General features: G+C 48.6%; 15 protein-coding genes and 6 tRNA genes. 10 read left to right on the forward strand and 11 right to left on the reverse strand.

Annotation, left to right across the window (positions count from 1 at the left end):
* Positions 1-82 precede the first annotated feature (82 nt).
* From CHL74_RS02245 to CHL74_RS02290, 10 genes are all read left to right on the forward strand, one after another.
* A tRNA-Gly gene (locus tag CHL74_RS02245) sits at positions 83-155 on the forward strand.
* 48 nt (positions 156-203) lie between these two features.
* Positions 204-285: transfer RNA gene (locus tag CHL74_RS02250), tRNA-Leu, on the forward strand.
* Positions 286-315: 30 nt separating this feature from the next.
* A tRNA-Leu gene (locus CHL74_RS02255) sits at positions 316-399 on the forward strand.
* An 11-nt stretch (positions 400-410) separates the two neighbouring features.
* A tRNA-Gly gene (locus tag CHL74_RS02260) sits at positions 411-483 on the forward strand.
* A gap of 76 nt (positions 484-559) precedes the next feature.
* Positions 560-646, forward strand: a tRNA-Leu gene (locus CHL74_RS02265).
* 10 nt (positions 647-656) lie between these two features.
* Positions 657-729 (forward strand) — tRNA-Gly (locus CHL74_RS02270).
* Positions 730-773: 44 nt separating this feature from the next.
* Entirely contained in the window at positions 774-1331 is a 558-nt protein-coding gene (locus CHL74_RS02275; protein ID WP_094879504.1) for a hypothetical protein, read from the forward strand.
* A 103-nt stretch (positions 1332-1434) separates the two neighbouring features.
* Positions 1435-1860: a single-stranded DNA-binding protein gene (locus CHL74_RS02280; protein WP_094879505.1), complete on the forward strand. Its 426-nt coding sequence runs from the start codon at positions 1435-1437 to the stop codon at positions 1858-1860.
* A gap of 11 nt (positions 1861-1871) precedes the next feature.
* Positions 1872-3224 carry a gliding motility-associated protein GldE gene (gldE, locus tag CHL74_RS02285; protein ID WP_094879506.1) on the forward strand — a complete coding sequence of 451 codons (1353 nt, stop codon included), beginning with the start codon at positions 1872-1874 and terminating at the stop codon, positions 3222-3224.
* Positions 3225-3248: 24 nt separating this feature from the next.
* On the forward strand, positions 3249-3902 hold the full coding sequence (locus tag CHL74_RS02290; RefSeq protein ID WP_094879507.1) for a 4'-phosphopantetheinyl transferase family protein: 654 nt from the start codon (positions 3249-3251) through the stop codon (positions 3900-3902).
* 46 nt (positions 3903-3948) lie between these two features.
* Here the strand turns inward: CHL74_RS02290 and CHL74_RS02295 are convergent, their stop codons facing one another.
* The 11 genes from CHL74_RS02295 to CHL74_RS02345 form a co-directional block, all read right to left on the reverse strand.
* Positions 3949-4785 carry a Cof-type HAD-IIB family hydrolase gene (locus tag CHL74_RS02295; protein ID WP_094879508.1) on the reverse strand — a complete coding sequence of 279 codons (837 nt, stop codon included), beginning with the start codon at positions 4783-4785 and terminating at the stop codon, positions 3949-3951.
* Between the two features lie 135 nt (positions 4786-4920).
* Positions 4921-5451 carry a 30S ribosomal protein S16 gene (locus CHL74_RS02300; protein ID WP_094879509.1) on the reverse strand — a complete coding sequence of 177 codons (531 nt, stop codon included), beginning with the start codon at positions 5449-5451 and terminating at the stop codon, positions 4921-4923.
* Positions 5452-5595: 144 nt separating this feature from the next.
* On the reverse strand, positions 5596-6855 hold the full coding sequence (gene thpR / locus CHL74_RS02305) for an RNA 2',3'-cyclic phosphodiesterase (RefSeq protein ID WP_094879510.1): 1260 nt from the start codon (positions 6853-6855) through the stop codon (positions 5596-5598).
* A gap of 26 nt (positions 6856-6881) precedes the next feature.
* Positions 6882-7886, reverse strand: coding sequence for a PGN_0703 family putative restriction endonuclease (locus CHL74_RS02310; RefSeq protein WP_254923193.1), 1005 nt, complete (start codon positions 7884-7886; stop codon positions 6882-6884).
* Positions 7867-8514 carry a metallophosphoesterase family protein gene (locus tag CHL74_RS02315; RefSeq protein WP_094879579.1) on the reverse strand — a complete coding sequence of 216 codons (648 nt, stop codon included), beginning with the start codon at positions 8512-8514 and terminating at the stop codon, positions 7867-7869. Before CHL74_RS02315 ends, CHL74_RS02310 begins: the two co-directional genes overlap by 20 nt.
* A gap of 129 nt (positions 8515-8643) precedes the next feature.
* On the reverse strand, positions 8644-9069 hold the full coding sequence (locus CHL74_RS02320) for an FMN-binding protein (protein WP_254923194.1): 426 nt from the start codon (positions 9067-9069) through the stop codon (positions 8644-8646).
* 19 nt (positions 9070-9088) lie between these two features.
* Positions 9089-11917, reverse strand: a complete 2829-nt coding sequence (locus CHL74_RS02325) for a M16 family metallopeptidase (RefSeq protein WP_094879511.1) — start codon at positions 11915-11917, stop codon at positions 9089-9091.
* Positions 11918-11959: 42 nt separating this feature from the next.
* Entirely contained in the window at positions 11960-13318 is a 1359-nt protein-coding gene (locus CHL74_RS02330) for a hypothetical protein (protein WP_094879512.1), read from the reverse strand.
* Positions 13319-13343: 25 nt separating this feature from the next.
* Positions 13344-14819 (reverse strand): DUF6850 family outer membrane beta-barrel protein, encoded by a 1476-nt coding sequence (locus CHL74_RS02335; protein WP_094879513.1) that lies wholly within the window; start codon positions 14817-14819, stop codon positions 13344-13346.
* Positions 14791-16005 (reverse strand): DUF4876 domain-containing protein, encoded by a 1215-nt coding sequence (locus tag CHL74_RS02340; RefSeq protein ID WP_176452149.1) that lies wholly within the window; start codon positions 16003-16005, stop codon positions 14791-14793. The genes CHL74_RS02335 and CHL74_RS02340 overlap by 29 nt, the downstream gene beginning before the upstream one ends.
* Positions 16006-16060: 55 nt before the next feature.
* Positions 16061-19036 carry a TonB-dependent receptor gene (locus tag CHL74_RS02345; RefSeq protein WP_094879515.1) on the reverse strand — a complete coding sequence of 992 codons (2976 nt, stop codon included), beginning with the start codon at positions 19034-19036 and terminating at the stop codon, positions 16061-16063.
* Between the last annotated feature and the right edge of the window lie 736 nt (positions 19037-19772).

The following is a 19772-nucleotide window of genomic DNA, read 5'->3' on the forward strand; positions in this document are numbered from 1 at the left end:
CTGAAAAGTTTTGGAGGTTTCAGAAAAAACACTACCTTTGCAACCGCTTTCGAGAACGAAACTTTTCAGAGCAAAACATGATGCGGCAATAGCTCAGTTGGTAGAGCACAACCTTGCCAAGGTTGGGGTCGCGGGTTCAAGTCCCGTTTGCCGCTCATAATAATAAACTCTAAGGGGTCTACTGATAGGACTTAGGTCTTCAAGCCCAGGTGGCGGAATTGGTAGACGCGCACGTTTCAGGTGCGTGTGTTTAACAACGTGCAGGTTCGAGTCCTGTTCTGGGCACAACCCCTTGAGTAAAAACATAAATATGTCGGAGAGGTGGCGGAATTGGTAGACGCGCTACTTTGAGGGGGTAGTGACAATTGTGTCGTGGGAGTTCGAGTCTCCTCCTCTTCACATATTAAATTGCGGCAATAGCTCAGTTGGTAGAGCACAACCTTGCCAAGGTTGGGGTCGCGGGTTCAAGTCCCGTTTGCCGCTCAAAACCTTATGTTTAAGGTATTTAAAAGACTCTCATATATTAATTATATATGAAAGTTAAGAAGAAACTTTTGTTGGAGAGGTGGCGGAATTGGTAGACGCGCTACTTTGAGGGGGTAGTGACAATTGTGTCGTGGGAGTTCGAGTCTCCTCCTCTTCACCAAAGTTGTTCTGCGGCAATAGCTCAGTTGGTAGAGCACAACCTTGCCAAGGTTGGGGTCGCGGGTTCAAGTCCCGTTTGCCGCTCTTCTTTTTATTATCCTATCTTATAAACCAGATTTCGACAATCAATGAATTTATACTTGAGATATTTTGATAAGGAGACATTAGTTCATAATGTTGACGAGGCTTTGGATTTTTTGAGTTCAATTCCCGAGATAGGCATGAATCCAGATTTGGAGGCCGATATCAGGGATTATGCTCAAGGTGAAGTCTATTATCCTAAAAGGTATAAAATTCGCCCCAGAGTATATTTTATCATTATTAAGACAACAGCGGCTACAATGCTTGACTTCAAGCAGAAGAAGGCTCTTCATTCCAACGGACAGAACAATGGTTCGGCGGCTGATAAGCGTGACGGAGCTTCTGCCACGACTAATCGCCTTACAGAAGAACGTATGGGATGGTATGAAGGTGAGCTCGACTTCAAGCGCGTTGTGCTTGTTCCTGCTACTGGAAAGCATGAGTATCGCGATACGAAGTTTGTAGTGCGTTGCAAAGCCAACTCTGGTCAAGATTGCTACAATCGTATTGTAGAGCATTTGCGCGGAAGAGTGGACAATCGTTCGCAGTTCCCGTCTGCAAAAGGCAAGAATTTCCATTACAAGTATTTGGGAATGTGGAAATAGAAGAGAAAGAACATTGATATAAAGAAAGGGTGTCTGCCATAGTAGCATGGCACCCTTTGTCTTTTTTATATATCAGCAACCATCATAAAAACACAGTATAGATATGAATAAGGTTCTACTAATCGGAAATGTCGGCAAAGAGCCAGAAGTGAAATATTATGACGCTGACCAGGCTGTGGCACAGTTTTCGCTTGCTACAACGGAGCGTGGCTATGTGCTTCCTAACGGAACGCGTGTGCCGGATCGTACTGACTGGCACAACATTGTGGTGTGGCGCGAGTTGGCTAAGATTACGGAGAAATATGTGCATAAAGGCGACAAGATCTGTATCGAGGGTCGCATCCGTTATCGTTTTTATGACGACAAGAAGGGCATCAGACACTACGTTACTGAGATTTATGCCGAGAATATGGAGCTTCTTACTCCTCGTAACGCTTCTTCTGCCAAGCCACAGGCTGTAGATGCAAGCCAACAACAGGGTGCCGGTGTCAATAAGATAGACACTCAAGATGACACCTTGCCATTCTAATTATTATAATTATGCTTGACCCTTATATAGATTTTTTCGTACAGTCATTTAATGACGTTTCCTTCCAACTGCCTACGTTGGGTGTGTTGTTTGCAATATTCTTGGTGATGTTGCTAATGGGAGCTTCTGCCTTTGCAAGTGGTTCGGAGATAGCTTTTTTCAGCCTTTCACCTTCCGATCTCTCGGAGATTAGCGACCAGCGTACGTCCAGCGATAAGAAAATTCAGGCTTTGCGTGAGGATAGCGAGCGCACTTTGGCAACCATTCTCATCACCAACAACTTCGTGAATGTCACTATTATTATGTTGTGCAATTACATTTTTGCTCACATAATGAACTTTGGTCCGCGTGCATATTGGTTGCAGTTTCTTTCGTTAACGGTTCTTCTTACCTTCCTGCTCCTTCTCTTTGGCGAGATTATGCCGAAGGTATACAGTCGTCAGGATCCGTTAGGGTTCTGTCGTAAGTGTGTTGGAGGAATCACTTTCTGCCGTAAATTGTTCTGGCCTATTGAGAACGTGCTACTGAGAAGTGGCGTTCTTGCTGAGAAAGTGGTGCAGAAGGAGAGTCATGTCCTTAGTGTAGACGATCTTGAGCAGGCTCTTGAGCTTACCGATAAGGACGATATCAAGGACGAGCAGAGCATGCTTAAGGGTATTATCCGCTTTGGTGACGAAACTGCAAAGGAGGTTATGACCAGTCGTCAGGACATCGTTGGCATTGATATAAGGTCTACTTACCAGGAAGTGCTCAACTGTGTTATTGAGAATAATTACAGCCGTATACCGGTTTATCAGAATAGTGCGGACAACATCCGTGGCATTCTCTACATCAAGGATTTACTTCCGCATCTCTCTAAACCCACCACATTCCGTTGGCAAAGTCTTATGCGTCCTCCTTATTTCGTTCCTGAAACAAAGAAGATTGACGATCTTATGCGAGAATTCCAGGAGGACAAGGTGCATATCGCCATCGTTGTGGATGAGTTTGGTGGTACGAGTGGTCTTGTTACCCTCGAGGATATTCTTGAGGAGATTGTAGGCGAGATAAACGACGAATACGATGAAGAAGACAAGACTTACACAAAGTTGAACTATAATACGTACATCTTCGAGGGCAAGACTTTGCTTACCGACTTCTGCAAGATTCTGAATGTGGACGACGATGAGTTCTCTGATGTGGAGGGTGATGCAGATACGCTTGCCGGACTCTTGCTTGAGATAAAGGGCGACTTCCTTAGCGTCCATGAGAAGATTGACTATAAGAACTATACCTTTGAGATTGTAAGTATTGAAGAACGCCGTATCAGTAAGGTAAAGGTAATTGTTCATGAGAATCGTGATAAGTCGGCTTCTGATGAGTAGTAATCCTTATAATAGTTATACGTTATGGCATTATTGTTCATAAATGAAATCGATAAGGATGTACGTCTTGGTGTTTGGGAGATGGAAGAGAATCTCAATTATGAGCAATTCGCTTCCTTGCCATTCTACGACCGACTGATGAGTCTGTCAGAGAATAGGCGAAAAGAGACTGCTTCTGTCTATTCCTTGCTCTTTGCTATGACGGGCAACAGAAATCTTGTTATCGGTCATGAACCTTCAGGCAAACCGTATGTGGAAGGTTATAAGATTGGTATTAGCCACACCAAGGGCTTTGTTTCTGTAATACTGTCTATGTCTTGCGATGTGGCTGTGGATATTGAATACATCAATATACGAGTGCTTCGTATAGCTGACAGGTTCCTGCGAGAAGATGAGAAGCCTGCCACCTTGCTGTTCTCTATGAAGAAAGATAAGAGTGGGGATAAAGATATCATCCCTGATGTTGTCCCAGATGTAATCCCGACGTTGCTGTTCTGGTGTGCCAAGGAAACAATCTATAAGCTCTATTCAGACGAGCGTCTGACTTTCCAAAACATCAAGATAATGGATGCGGAGCAGGGTGGGGCGTTATGCGGCAATAATCTCATAACCGGCGAAAGCGTCCGTATAGACTATACGTTCAATAATGATTATGTATTGACGTATGCAAGAGAATAAAAACAATAGGAGCTGCGGATATCTTTGTCCACAGCTCCTATTGTCTTTATTCGATAAATTTCTTCAATGCTGCAGCTACGCCGTCCTCTTCGTTTGACAGCGTGACGTAGTCGGCGGCTTCCTTCACTTCTTGCGCTGCATTCTCCATGGCGATTCCCATACCAGCCAGCTTAATCATACTTATGTCGTTATATCCGTCGCCGAACGACATAAGGTTTTCGGTTCCTATTCCCATGATGGCGAGCAATCTTTTCAGCGATTCTGCCTTGTCGATGCCCATTGGCACCAGTTCAACAAAGAACGGAGCAGATCTGAACACGTCCATCCTTCCCTTCATTATTCCAGCAAGGTCAGTCTCAGCCTTCTTCATTTCTTCTGGATCACCAGTCATAAGCAGCTTCGTTGGGTTGCGTTCGATGACGTCCAGAAGGTTCTCCACCTTTCTTACGGGCATCTTGTTGATGCGCGACTCCTCAAGAACGTATTTGTCTGTAGGGCATTCCGTCACAATCTCCTTTCCCTTATATCCCAAGAGGGCGTGCTGGTGAGTCTTTGCGTATTCGTAAATCTCTGGTATGACATCCTCAGGAAGGCAGTTAGAATAGATTTCTTCTTTTGTGTGCCATTCCACAATCTTTCCTCCGTTATACGCCAGAATGTATCCTCCCTTTGTGTCCAGTCCCAGTTCGTCCGCCAATGGGGCGATGCCGTATGTGGGACGACCTGAGGCAAGAATGATGCTGATGCCCTTCTCCTGCGCTTCAAGCAGGGCTTTCTTTGTAAGAGGCGTTATTACCTTCTCGTGATTTGTAAGCGTTCCGTCAAGGTCGAGGGCGATGGCTTTGCAATTGAACGTTGTGGATGTATGATGTGATGTGTTCACGTGCTTTTGTCTTTTAGTTCAACAAAGGTTTATGTGTATATATGTCTAAAAACAATAAATCCCAAGAACTGTCTTGTCCTTGGGATTCATGTGTTTGTTTGTTAGCTTAATGCTTTTATCATTACGCTATCTTGCTTATGCCTCAGCGGGAGCCTCAGCAGCCTCTGCGTTAGCAGCAGCTTCAGCCTCAGCCTTAGCAGCAGCCTCAGCGGCCTTCTTCTCAGCCACCTTCTTAGCGATAGCCTCGTTGATCTTCTTCTCTGCCTCGAGTTCCTTAGCGGCAGCTGCAGACTTCTCCTTAGCCTCGTTCTCACGTACAGAGTTCAGGCCGTTCTGCTTGTTTTCCTTCCAAGCGTCGAACTTCTTCTGTGCTGTAGCCTCGTCGAAAGCGCCCTTCTTAACGCCACCACGGAGGTGCTTCATCAAGTATACGCCCTCGCCCTTGAGGATGTTGTGTGCTGTAGCTGTGGGCTGTGCGCCAGTCTCTACCCAGTAGAGTGCACGGTCGAAATCCAAATCTACGGTAGCAGGATTGGTGTTAGGGTTGTAAGTACCAATCTTCTCAGTGAATTTACCATCACGTGGTGCTCTTGAGTCAGCGATAACGATACGATAGAAGGCGTAACCCTTACGTCCGCCGCGCTGCAATCTGATTTTTGTTGCCATTTTTTTATTTTATTGTTTTATGGTTTGAATTATGCTACTAACTCGTAATAGCGGGTGCAAAGTTACATATTTTATTTTACATACCACATTTATCCGTATTTTCTCATTTGTATATTTATGTTATATTAACATAAGTTGTCTGTTTTATATGAATAGCTCGTTATTCTTTCTTTCGCTACATAACGGTTTAAGGTGAGCCATCAGCATGTTAAGACGTTCGCCTATGCCTCTTGTCTGAGCAGGACAAACCTTCACACAGCGCATGCAACCGATGCAAAGTTCATGATTGTTGCTCTTTGGATTGTCCGGTGATATAGCTCCCGTTGGGCATTCGCTCGCGCAAAGTCCGCATTCCGTGCAAAGGTCGCCGGCGACGGGGTAGGGGCCAACGCAACCTTGCTTATAAGGACGGTTACCTGGCAATACAAGTGGCTCGAAAGGCAGTTCCTTCTTCGCCTTTCCAATTATAGCCGCGCCGAACGAGGCTAATTCTTTGGCGTCCTCAGTGTCAGGTCTGCCGGCGCCGTACATCCTGCAAATACTGTGTTCTGCAATGGCTGCAACAGCAGCTATCACCCTAAAGCCCATCTCCGTACAGACATCCTGCATTTCCACCAAGGCATCTTCATAGGCTCTGTTGCCATAGACAGCCACAATCACACATTTGGCACCGTTTGCCTTTATGCCTTTCAGCCTTTCCACAGCCAAAGCTGGCACACGACCAGCATACACAGGCATGGAGATAATCACCAAGTCGTCAGCAGAGACTTGTGGATATGACAAGTTCTCCTGCTTTGTGCAAAGTTCAGTAATGTTGCTCTCAGCCTCCATTGCTTTACACATTAATTCGCTTACACGGCGTGTACCGCCGGTAGGGCTGAATGTTATTTGATGTATAGTTTCTGTTTTGTTCATATCTGAATAAATTAGTTCCCCGTCAATCCGTTCTGACTTCATTATCTTTATACTGTCCGTCGTTATGGATATCTCAGGAACGTCAATATCGGTAATAATATGCGTGGGATGTTGGACAAGGGAAATATGAGGGAAGAAAGCTTGCTTTCTGTATTTCACCCCGTGCTCCGTAAGTCGCTCGCGTAGCTGCTTGGCTAAGGCCATGACCTGCTCACTCTCTTTTATGCCACACCAGATAACGCCGGCTCTTGTAGGGAAAGTGCCGAGCTTGCTCAAGGTCATCGTGAAGGGCTCGAATTCCACCTCGCTCACAGCCTTGCGGATCTCTGGCAGGTCATAGTTCTCGCCGATGAAGGCAAGCGTCATGTGAAGGTTTCGGTAAGGACAATAGTTGCCCCTAACACCTTTCGCCTTCAACGTGTCCTGCAGACCGACCAGAGCCTTCTTCACCTCGTCGTCAAAACGTATTGATATGAATATGCGAGCCATTATCGTGAGTGTCTGTGTAGTCTATTCTATTCCATTCCATAATATACCTTCTTGTACCAGTTTGTCCAATCGGGTAGATACTTAACAGCTGCATTTACCAAAGAGTCCGACTTGAAGTCAAAAAACTTATGAGAGTTCTTTGTGAGTTCACGAAATTCGTTCATCGTATTGTCGAGGAACGTATTCTCCGGATGGGTGACAACGGAGAAAAAGACATCAGCGAATGCTGCACAGTGTTCAAGTTCTAAGGCCATCATCTGATTTCTCCAAAGTTGGTTCATGCCACCTCTGAAAGGGCAACCGGTCCCATCATAGTTACCATTGAAGAATGTAGACTGGGCATCCATGATATTCCAGTAATAATAGCCACAATGCTTGTGATAATAGCACTTCTTGTGGTCATTCAGCAAATCTATCATACTACAAGTTGTGCAGTTGATCTTTTCTGATTCAGAGATGCCCTTTGAGCGATAACCACCGCATGTGCTAAATTCCTGTTCTGTCAACTTGTGCTCTATCAGCCATAGGCATAGCTTGTTGTCTTTGTCTCGGTATGCGATAGCGACATCAGCGTCTGTTCCTGCATGAGGGCTATGATCCCCAAGAAGTCCTTTTGAACCCTTTAATGAAGATTCCCAGTATTCAAAGCAATATCCTTTCCTTAGTTGTTCTCTGTCTATGTGGGCGAATCCTTTCGGTGCGACTCCAGATTCTATGAGTATCTGGTCTGCTTTATTGCTTTCAAGGATTGGAACAAACAGGTTGATGCATGCTGTCTGCGAACTGGCGACATGTGATGATGCTGCAAGATGGGGTTTGTAGGCAAAACTACTTGCTTGAATATCTTTTACCACTGGCCTTATGCCTGCATATAACATAGAAGGAAGCTTTTCGTCACAATATGGTTTAGGGAATAAGCAGTCGTGTTCCACTCCATGTGATGAAACACCATTTTCCACGATTCCAAGGTATTCCTTCTTATACTTTATCAAGTAAGAATAAACCTTCTTTTTAAAGTCCTCGTAAGACATAAGCTGAATGATTTATGTTTATTATTGTTGGATTATTTATCAGATTGTACCGACTGTCCACCACACAGGCATTGCTATATATAACATTTTCTTTTATTGTTTTACCATAAGCATCGTGCTCGTGACCGAACAAATGGCAAGTAGGATGTAACTTCTTCAGAAGTTCGGCAAGAGTAGCATTTCCTCTATGTTCCGGACCTTTTCCGTAGTTAGCAAGGTCACATGTTCCCTTGGGTGGCATATGTGTGATCAAGACGTCTGTATCGTCTGGAATATTGTTGATGAATACGTCCAAATTGCCATCCATGCAGTCTTCCATAAACATTGGTATACCATAAAACTTTATGCCATCTATGACAACACTGTTGTTGTATAAGTAGTGAACGTTTCGTGAGAGTCCATCAATATGGTCTGCCCCATACATACACATATCATGGTTACCCGCGATGAATATCTTATGTTTATAAGGTAAGTTACAGAACCAGTTCATGAAGTCATACGCTTCCTCTTCACTTCCTGCAAAAGTGAAGTCGCCGCTATGTACGATGACATCTGCTTCGGGCAATGACTTCAGATTCTTGTGCTGACCATGCGTGTCAGATAAATGCAATATATCAATAGGATTCATATTCTTCACCTTTCTTCTATCTTTATGCGAAGGTACACAAAATCTATGTGATATTGCATAAAAGCAATGCTTTTGTGTATAAAAAACCTGTCGTAATCTCAACGAAAAAGTGAGATTACGACAGGTTACTTACTTGTTCTTCTCGTAATATCCAATGGCAGTCTGTATGTTTTTCTGTACTGCCTTTGTGCTGAACGTTGCACCGGTGCATCCGTCAATGTCAGTGCGCTCGGCGAGCTTCTTAGCCTTCGATACTTTCAGGTTGTTGTAAAGTGGCAGCAGAAACTTCTTTATGCGGGCGAAGTAAGGCACTGTTTCTTCATTTTTCAGAGCCACCACTTTCAGCACCTTGCCGTTCTTGAAGTACACCTCTACCGGGGTGCCCTTGCGATAGCCACGGGCTTTACATATTGTTCTGGTGTTTACTGAGCAGGTGCCGTCGGCGTGTCGTTTCATCACGTTATCGGCTTGGATGGTGATGGCTGCGAGGAGCAGCAATGTTGTCGCTGCTCCTCTTTTGATGCACTTCCTTATTGAAAGCATGTTCTTTGTCATTTCTTTTTCTTTTTCTGAGTTATTTCATTGTTACCTGAATGCGATTGCCTGCCGTTGTGAGCTGTCGGCAGAAGTCGCGAATGCTGTCAGTGGTTAGACTGTCCACCTTCTGCAGATAGTCCTTGTTGAAGTCGATGCCCTCGCGCAGTTCGTGATAGCGCACGTATTCCCACCATCCGTTGGTGAGCACGGCGCGACTGTAGTTCTTGCGAGCATATTCCTTCACTTTTTCCAGTTGTTCCTCGGTGGGACCATCTGCTGCCATGCGTTGCAGTTGCTGGTCTATTACGGGCAGAAGCTCGTCGTATTTGTTCGGGTCGCAACGGAAGCTGACGGTCATTGAGCATCCGTCTGCAGGATATCTCCAGAACTGTCCCTCCACGTTAACGCCGTATGTGCCTCCCTTTTCCTCGCGCACCTTTTCTGTGTAGACGCCGCGCATAATCTGAGAGAGCACGTCGAGCTTGAGGTCCGTGTCGGCGGTGTAGGCTATTGGTGCAGAATAGACGATGTTGGTCTGTGCCGAAGGAGTTGCCATCTCTTTGTGGAACACCTTCGTAACCTTTCCCTCCTGAATGTCGAGAGTGTATTCTCCGGGTTTGCAGTCGTTGTTGGTGTTCTTCTTGCCAGGCAGACTTGCCACGTACTGGCAGATCAGTTCTTCGAAGTCGTCCTCGCGTATGTCGCCCGTAATGATGAGGTTCATGCCGGCAAGATTGCTGAAGCGCTCGTTGTAAATCTGGTAGATGCGGTCGAAGCTTACCTCGTTCATTCGGTCAGCCGTGAGCGGTTGGGTGCGCTTGCGTTCTCCGTATACGGCTACGCGCAACGAGTCGTTGTAGGTGACGTTAGGGCTTGCGTTGCGGTTACGCAACATCGACTGCTGTTTGGATATCATATTCTGGAATATGGCCTTGTCCTTGCGCGGATTGGTGAGGTAGAGATACATTATCTGCAACCACGTCTTAAGGTCGGACGCCACGCAAACTCCCTTCACACCTTCTTCCTCGTCGTCGATGTATGGCACCACGCGCAGCGCCTTGCCCCGACGCTTCTTCTCGAGAGTGAGAAAGTCGAAGTCGGCAGCTCCGCTCTCTTTCACTACGCTTCCGAGGAATTGCAGCGTCGGAGCGTCTGTGTCAGGATAGAGCGAGCGACCGCCCATGCGAAACATGTTTATAGTAAGGCGGTTGGGCTCGATGTCTGACTGTCGTGCGCTCACCTTTATGCCGTTGGACAGGAGATATTCGGTGTAGCCGTTGGCGGCTGTATGCTTGGAGAGAATCTTGCCCTTCTTGGGCAGCTTCTTCATGAAGACAGGGTCAACCTGACGTGACGAGTTGTCGTTGGCGTATTCCTGCTTCTGCGCGTTCTCTATCCATGTACGGAACTGATTTTCCGAAGGCATGGTGTATGGCTTGCCGTCATACTCTGTCGGACCGAAGACGATGCACACCTGATTCTGATTGTCAGCCATTTCCTTCATTGTCTCGTTGATGTCGTCGAGAGTGACGCTGGCAGAGAACTCAGCCTCCAGAGCTGCCTCGTATTCGATGTTCATGCAAGGCTCGTCGCTACAGAAGTTAGACACGATGTTCTTGGCATATTCGGCGTTTCGTGTCTTGTCCTTGTTGTCAAGGCGGTGTTCGATGTTTACGGTGTGCTGCACCTTGGCATGCTCCAGTTCTGCCTCCGTAAATCCGTAACGTCTTGCCTTCTCCACAATCTCTATGGCTGCATCAATGCCAGCTTGCGGATTGTTGGGCATCAGACCGATGTTGAGAGCGAAGGCATCCTTCTCGGTGGTGACGTAGAAGTTGCCTGTGCGGCAACTTGCTGACATCACTCTTGGCTGTGCCTCGTGTGAAAGCTGAGCCAGTCGCTGACGCAGTATGAACATGGCGAGCTTCGACTTGTAGCTGCCGAGGAAAGCCTCGCGTGTGGCTCTCGTTTCTCGTGGTTCGGCATCGTGCTTCATGTATAGCGAGAAGTTGAGCGTGGGCTGTTCCTTGTCGGCTTGGGTGTATACTATCATTTCCTTGTTGTCAGGCACCGTATAGTAAGTGCGCTGTGGGGCACCTGCTGGCACCGAGTCGTCATTAAAGAGGCTCTTTATCTTGGCTTCAATCTCGTCCACATTGATGTCGCCCACAACGATAATGCCCTGTAGGTCGGGACGATACCACTTGTGGTAATAGTCGCGCAGAACATCGTAATGGAACGTATCCACCACTTCTATATGTCCTATCGGCAGACAGTCGGCATACTTCGATCCTGCGTATATCACAGGCATGGCATTCTCCATCATACGCTGCGTTGCCATACGTGAGCGTCGTGTGCGCCATTCTTCACGTATCACGCCACGCTCCTGGTCGATTTCGTTGTCCTTGAGCAGCAGCGAGCCAGCCCAGTCGTGCAGAATGATGAGGCAGGTGTCTGTAACGCCCGCCTTGCTCACGGGAGCATTGGATATGTTATAGACGGTCTGGTCTATGGAGGTGTAGGCATTGAGGTCGGCACCGAACTTTATGCCGTTGCGCTCACACCAGTTACGTACGGAGCGTTCGCCGCCATTGCCGTCAGGAAAATTGCGTGTGCCGTTGAATGCCATGTGCTCCAGAAAGTGAGCCAGACCGCGCTGCTCTGGGTTTTCAAGTATTGAGCCAACACGCTGAGCGATGTAGAAGTCGGCCTGTCCTGGAGTCTGGGCGTTGTGGCGTATGTAATAGGTAAGCCCGTTGGCGAGTTTGCCTTTGCGAATGCAGCTGTCGAGAGGCAAGGTCTGTGCCGAGACAGCTATGCAGCTGCCAAGGCACATAAGAAGAGAGAAGATACGTCTTTGTCTCATATTCAGTATTTAAGTTGTTTTTATAGTCGGGTGTCTGTTTTTTTATTTCTTAACCATCTGAACGCCTCCGACTGTATATTCCTTGTTGTTCTTGACAATTACGATCTTGCCGTTTCTCAGGAATACACCGTTGGCGGTCTTGTTGACATTCACGTCGCTGATGCCAGTCGGGTCAGTCGGGTCGAGAGGCAGAACCTTGAGTCCGGCTCCTATCACGTTGCCATCGCCAAGAGCAATGGTGGTGTTGCCGCGCAGATTGCCGATAAACTCAGAGGTGCCAGTAGATGTTACCTCGCCATTGTTAGTGCACTTCACTACCGATACCAGTCCTTCGGCACGTGCCGAATTGCCTACGATGCCAGCCACGTAAAGGTCCTGTCCGCTTACTGCTCCGTTATTGACGCAGTTGCTGATAGCCGTTGCTGCCTCGTCGCCCTTCATCACGTTGCCGACGATGCCGCCCACGTTCTTCACGCCGTTAATCGAACCGCTGTTTGTGCAACCCTCAATGTCCACAGCGTTGCTGGCGCAGCTTACGATGCCGGCTGAGTACTGCTTGCTCTTGGCTGTTCCATGAGTGTCGTCCACGTTGCCGCTGTTGGTGCAGTTTCGTATGGCGCCAGAGTAAGAGCCGGCAATGCCTGCCGAACCAAGGCCGTTGCTGGTTGAAAGATTGCCGCTGTTGGTGCAGCCCTCTATAAGATAGCTGTACGTAGTGATGCTTTTGCCCGACTGCGATCCGCCGCAGATGCCAGAAGCGTAAGTCATAGCCGTCACGTTGCCGTAGTTATGGCAGTCTTTCACGGTTCCGTTGCCGTTGACCATGAATCCGCAGATACCGCCGGCAGCGAAGTTTGTGGCTGTGATGTCTGCATAGTTGGAGCAGTTCTCTATGGTGCCCATATTTAGCGAAGCGATGGAGCCGACGTAGTTGTAGCTTGTGATGTGGTTGTTCTCGCTGAAGACGATGTTCTTCACCACGCCGTTCTTGTCGATGCATCCGAACAGGGCGTTATACTTACCTTCGGCATTATTGCCGTTCTCGGTGTGATAAATGCCACTGATGGTGTGTCCGTCGCCGTCAAACGTTCCGTCAAAGCCATAGGCTATCTTAGTGATCTGGGCGTTGCCGTCCTTGCCGATGGCAGGCAGTTGCGTCGGGCTCGCTTCCGAGCCGCCGAAGTCGATGTCGTTAGTCATCTTAAAGTACTCGCCGGTTCCCTTGTGGTCTGCGTTGCAGTTGTTTGCCATTGCAGCGAAGTCGGCTGCTGTGCTGATGATGTAAGGGTCTGCCTCCGTGCCGGTGCCGTTAAGACCCCATGATACTGTTGAGCCGTCGCTCTGAGCCATTGCTGTCATCGCTGCTGTGCAAGCGAAGATAAATGTAAAGATTTTCTTCATATTCTGATTTTTTTTAAGTTGTTTCCTAAAATGTTGCTGCCGCGGTTACGGTCAGCGTGTTGCGTACCATTCCTTTCATGTCGTCATCGGTGGCTTGGCGGAAGTCATATCTCAGCGATATGGCAGGACGTAAGGATGTGCCTTTGACTGGCATTTCGTATTTGACGGCTGCATGTGCTGCCACTTGGCTGAAGCTGCCCATTGTGGTTATCACTCCTGCTTCTGCTGACCATAGCTTGCCTCCTCGTGTGAGCAGACTGCGTCGGGCGCTTACAAACGGAGCGATGATGTGGCGCGATGTGGTGTATGTGTCAGGATAGACGTAGGCGGTCTGTCGGCGTGTCCAGTAGTGGGTGCCTCCCATGATGTGCCATAAGAATATTTGTCCCGACGGCTTCCAGTAGGCGTTCACAGTAGCCATGCCGTAAGTCTGCACCTTGTCTGCCATCTTGGTAGGTTCGAAGTATTCGTAGTATGTGGCAGCCGTGCCGTTTGTGGCTGTTGTCTGCCTGTAGTTCTCGCGTTCGGATGTGAGGCTTTCGGTGGTCAGGCGCAGGTCCATCCATACGAGACGCTCCACGTTTTGTGTCATGTCGTAGCGCAGATGCATTGCGAGGCCGTCGCCGTGGTGCTGCTCATGCGAAGCGCTGTATTGCGACTTACGTCCGTAGTAGCCGGTGCGGTGGCTGTACGTGATGTCTGCGAACAGGCGGTCATACTTGGCTTGAGCCGTCACGCCTATGTGTTCTGACAACAGAGGCAGACGGTTTTTGCTGTCCGTGAATCCTTCTGTGCCGAAAGTCTCGCGTTCGCCGTGACGGTTGGCATAGTCGATGAGTGTGTAGTAGATCTGGTCCGTAGTGCCGTAGGTCTTAAACTGCATAGCCTCTATGCGACGGTTATAGACCAATCCTACACCAATGCCACTGTTGTGAGGCAACGCAAGGAAGGCATCCGTCCTTACGTCCATATCCGTCAGCGTATTGCTGTGACGAAGGTCGCGCTGCTTGGCGTATGTGCCGGCTGTATAGTTGAGGCGTGCGCCTACAGCCAGCCGTCGCCATACTCTCCAGCCGATGGCTCCGTTTATGCAGAATGTCTCCATGCTCTTGTTGCCGGCATTGTCGTCGTTCGTCTCAACGAGGTCAAACGGCTTCAGATTCATTGTAGGCATAAGCATGCTGCCGGCTGCATGTGAGATGTTGTGTCGGCTGTACGTAGCTCTGCCGTAAGCCACAATGTCAGCCGAGAGTCTGCAGTATGACTGCACGTCGGCATCATAAGCGTCTTGACGCTTTCCTTCTGACATGGTGTGCAGCTTGCCTTCGTCGTGACGATAAGAGAGCGTGGCGTGAGCTATGGTGCTGTCGTCGAAGGATGTGAGAGCTGCGGCGTTGTCTGATGTCAGCCATACGTTACGCTGCTCGGTCAGCCGGAAGTCGCGTTGTGCCATTGCCGGCAGACACAGCAGATTAGCGAAGAGAACAATTTTCAGCTTCATAGAAGTCATTCGTTGAATTGTTAGTGTCCTGATATACGGCATTCCCGTCCACGGTCTTCTCCACCTTTCTTATCAAGGCATGCCCGTAGCCTCCGGTAAGAGTGGCATAGCCATTGTCCAGATCGGATGTTAGGCGCTTCTTGCAGTTGGCAAGAGCTGTGGCGTTATACACCTCTACTGCGTCAATCACCCAGCTACGCGGCATCTTCAGACAGGCATACACTATGTTGCCCTCTTTGCCCGTTGGGTATATCATATTGGCATTGTTCTCGCCGAATTCCTTAGGTGTCACACCCTCGGTACGAAACATTATCACGGCTGGCGAAGTCTGGCTCATCGCCCATGCATTGCCCTTACCGTATTTCACAGCCTTCAGATAGTGGCTTGTGGAGATAACGTCGGCAGGAGAAGGATAATACATGGTGTTGTTATACTTGCCTCCGTCGCTGCTTGTTGCCTCCACGTCGTACATGCAGTAGTAGGCTGCGTTGGCATAGTTGACAGAGTTGCTGTAGGTCTGCGTATTGTCAATGGCTCCATGCACGTTCACCACGAGTTCTGAGTAAGGAGCTATCGTGCAGCCCGGTTGGAAATACCAGATGCCGTTGAGCGCCGGAATCCAGTCGGCGTCGGCATAGTCCAGCTTGCCTCCGTTGAGGAAGGAGTGGGTGTTGGCTTCGGCATTGTATGGCTCGACGATGCCGAAACCTACGTTGTCGAGCGCCACCGTCTCAGATGAGTTGTTGTAGATGATGATGCACTTGTCTATGGCGAATTTGCCAGACCCGTCGTCTTTCTGACAACCTCCATTATACAGCTCCTTTATAAGTATAGGGTTGGCTGTCTGCATAGTAGTGACGCTGACTGGCATCATTACTGTAGTGCTGTTGCTGCCTATAGCCACGTCGGACAAAGCTCCGTTGCATACATGACGGAAGTATTCGTCGTCGCTCACCTTCGATGCGCTGACGCTGTATATGCCAGCGGGCAGAGTGAAGCGGGCAATACCGTCGCCGTCTGTGGAAGCTTCGAATGTGCTGCCGATGTTGTTGGTCATCTTTACCGAAACATCAGCTACGCTTTCGCTCAGCCTCACCTCGATGTTGTAAGTGTCTATATGCTCGTCGTAGCTGCACGATGCCAATATGGTCAGTACAGTAAGCAGCAGGGCAAAATAGTGTTTCATTATATTGTTCATATTTCCTTGTCTTTACTCGTATGTTGTCTACTCGTCTACAGTCTTACAACTTCACTCTGACAGATGCTCCATAATAGAACTTCGGGACGTATCCGCTGTCAAACAGTGATGTCTTCAGCCCGGTTTGTGCATTGCGAACGGACGCCAAGTTGTTGAAGAAGTTGTTGGCGTAGAACGACAGGCTCACCCATTTGCCTATCTCCTTCGTTACGGAGAAGTTGGCTGAGCAATATGCCGACACATCCTGCGGATTGAAGTAATATGCAGTGTTGCTTCTTACTATCAGATTGCTCAGTTGGCGATATAGTGTAGGATTGTTGTCCTTGGCAGCCAGAAGAGCCTCTGCGAAGGGAATGCGTTCCGATGGATTGTCCCATGTAGAGTAGTATTCAGGGTATACAGCTACATAATGGTCGGTCTGTCCCGTATATTTTGTTCCAGTCACGTCGCCAGCCTCGTTGAGCGCTATGGTTGTGCGGTTGTCCGAGAGATTGCGTCGGTAGTTTAGCAATGTCGCCTCCAGACGCATGGTCATGATGAGTCGCAGTCGTGGTATACGTGCCGTCAGAGTTGTGTTGAGGCTGCATCCCTTGTCCAGCATGCCGTTGCTCACCGTAGGCGTGCTTGCCGTTGAGGCTGATGTGACGTTGCTGCCTACGTAATAGCCTATGAGCGGTTGTACGTCGGAGCTTTCGGCTTGGTCGCCAATGCCATTGGGACTGCCCGCAATGAGCGTATTGTCGATGCCGCGATAGTGATAATACTTGCCGTCTATGCGCAGCGACAAACCTAAGGTGTGACGGTTGCTGATGATGGGCATCTCTGCCACCCATTCCAGTCCGTAGCGCGTAACGGGCGAACCGTTCACATACTGTCTGTTGGCGGTGTAAGTGCGGCGGGTGGAGTAGGGCAGCGTCACCGTATGTCCGTCAGTGGCAGATGTCACGCTTACCACGCCCGTATTCGGGTTTACGTCGTATATACGGTCGGCGGCGGCAATTCCGCATCCCTCAAGAGCCGACTGCGACGTCTGGTTGTAGGCAAAGGGTGTGTATACGTTCAGAGTCTGATACGGATTGTACGTACGGCTCCAGAATGCCGAAACGCTCAGTCGCGCCTTGCCGACGGTTGCGTCCAGTCCTGCTTCCACCTGATTGGCATGCTGCCATTTCAGATTTCTGTTATATAAGGCGCGTTTCACGTCGGTGTAGTAGGCATAGTAAGCCTTGCCGTCGGCAGTTGATCCAGGCGTGAATACGAGGCGGTCTGTGTATGTGTCGGCAGGATAGAGCACCTGAAACGATGGCAGCTTAACGCTTTTTCCATAGCCGGCATGCAGCGTGAGCGACGCGTTCTTACCTTTTATTATATTATAGCGTGCGTTTAGTCGTGGCGAGAGGCTTGCTGCTGTGCCGTAGTCAGAACCGCTGATCATAGTGATGTCGTCACGCAGTCCGCCTACGAGCATCAGTCTGCCTATCGTAAGGCGTTCCTCTATGTACATCGCCAGACTGTGCATCGTTGGCAAGAGACTGTAGTCGTATGGTCGCCATGTGGGAGCCAGACGCATGTCGTCATAGTATGTGCCCTGACCGTTGTTGCGTGTGGAGTTTAGTTCGGTACCGACAGTCAGCTTGTTCACGGCTCCGAGAATGCGTCGTGTCCATTCGCCCTTTAGTTTAAGCTGCATGGTCACAGGCTTCTGGTCGTTGAATGACCGCACATACCAGTAGCCCGTCGGGCCCAGTATGATGTCACCAGCGCCCATGCCGTCAGCGTAGTCTTTGGCTATGGCATAGCCGTTGGTCATGGTGTGCAGATAGGCTTGAGTGGACGAAGACGACGTGTTGGTATAGCTTTCCGAGCGTCGGTCGGCTGTGGAGAAGGCAGCCTGCAAAGCTACGTTGAACACTCCGGAGCGCTTGCTGTTGCAGAGCCAGTCAATCTGCAGGTTGGCACGTAGCTGATTGTCGCGTTGGCGCTGATAGGTATCGCGAAAAGCGTCCGGGTCGGCTTCCGAATTATATCCTCCGATGTTGCCGGTCAGACTGGTTGTCAGATTGAGGCTTGAACCTTTCAAGCGGAATACCTTATTGTAGGTAGCCGACATGATGTTTCGGCTATACGCTGTGTGAGGCGATGCTATGTCGGTGAATGAGCGTGCGTGTTCCAACGAGAAGTTGAGCGTACCGGCATTATGCGCCAATGCCATACCCTTGCTAAGCGCCACCTGACGTGTGTACGGATTCATCGACGCCTCCATTATCCATGGTGTATGTCCGCGACGGGTGTTCACCTTCACCACGCCGTTGCTTATGTCGCCATACTCCACGCCCGGTATTCCGGCTATCACCTCAATGCTTTCGATGTTGGATGTCGAGATGTTGCGTGTGGATGCTGATTGCGTCTCGCTCATGCTGGCATTGTTGTTCAGACGCATTCCGTCTACCTCGATGGCTGTTCCGAATGCGGCGTTGCCTCTCTCGCCAGAAGCGGAGCGCAGCGCCATGCGCGAGTCGTCCGTCAGAGTGGAGTTGACGGTCTGTCCGCCGGGCAGCAAGGCCATGATGTCGTTGAGCGATAGGGCTTGCGAGTGGTCGAGCGTGTTACGGTCAATAGAGTAAGTCGTGGTGCCGATTGTCGATTTCTTGCGTGCCGTGACCTCCACGCCCGGAATGCTTAGGTTCTCCTCCTTAAGGCGTATGTTCTTGAGGTCTGTGTTGCGATTGATGTTGAATTGCACGGTTCGGGTTACGTATCCCAAAGTCCTTACCTCAATGGAGGTCGGTCCTTGGGGAATGTTCTCAATGACGAATGTGCCGTTGACATCGGTGGTAGCCCATAAGTCAAGATTTGATACCTTGACAATGGCATACGGCAATGGCTGTAAGGTGCTTTCGTCAATCACACGTCCCGATACCTTGAAACGTCCGTCAATGGCTATTGCTGTTGACGATGTGTTGGCTGTTGCTACTGCCGATATTATCAATAATAGTATTAATGCTATTGCTTTTCTCATTCCGTGACAACTTGTTTGTTGAACATTATAACCCGTTGTTTTTCAATCGACAAAGTTATCACCGTTTCTCTTTTTATGCAATACCGATATTTGGGTAATTTGTATTCTGCTCGTTGTATTACCAGAACATTTGGTACGGTTTTACGAAACCAAACCTGTCGTAATCTCAATAAAAAAGCGAGATTACGACAGGTTTCTTGCTTGAAAGTTGTCGTAATCTCGGATTTTTTATAACTTTGCGACAGGTTCCACTAATATGAGATAGATATGAAGGAGAATATTATAGGTAGAGAACAAGAGATAGAAAAACATGTCTTCATGTCTTCCTGTCTAAAGAACCATGTCTTCCTGTATTCCACCATGCAAATATCGTCTAAACGGTAAAAAGCTGTTACAAAATAAAAATCGATTCTAGAGTTCCGGTTTGCTGTTTTTACGCTGTTCAGCCGTGAAAACAGCACCTGCGCCTAACGATAGCGCCACTTTTACAGTACAATAGTGCCACTATTAGAGTGTAAAAGTGGCGCTATTGCATGATAAAAGTGGCGCTATTGCATGATAAAAGTGGCACTATTGGAGTGTAAAAGTGGCGCTATTGCAACCAATGATGCTTGTTTGGCTCCGCTATTCATTGCACATTTCTTTCCACAACCGTATAACCATCTACACATCAACGCATTATCGCTGCACGCTCAAAACTCAAGAATTTCGCACCAAAGATTTTGTTGTGCGCTCA

Source organism: Prevotella sp. 885, from assembly GCF_002265625.1.
Lineage (GTDB): Bacteria > Bacteroidota > Bacteroidia > Bacteroidales > Bacteroidaceae > Prevotella.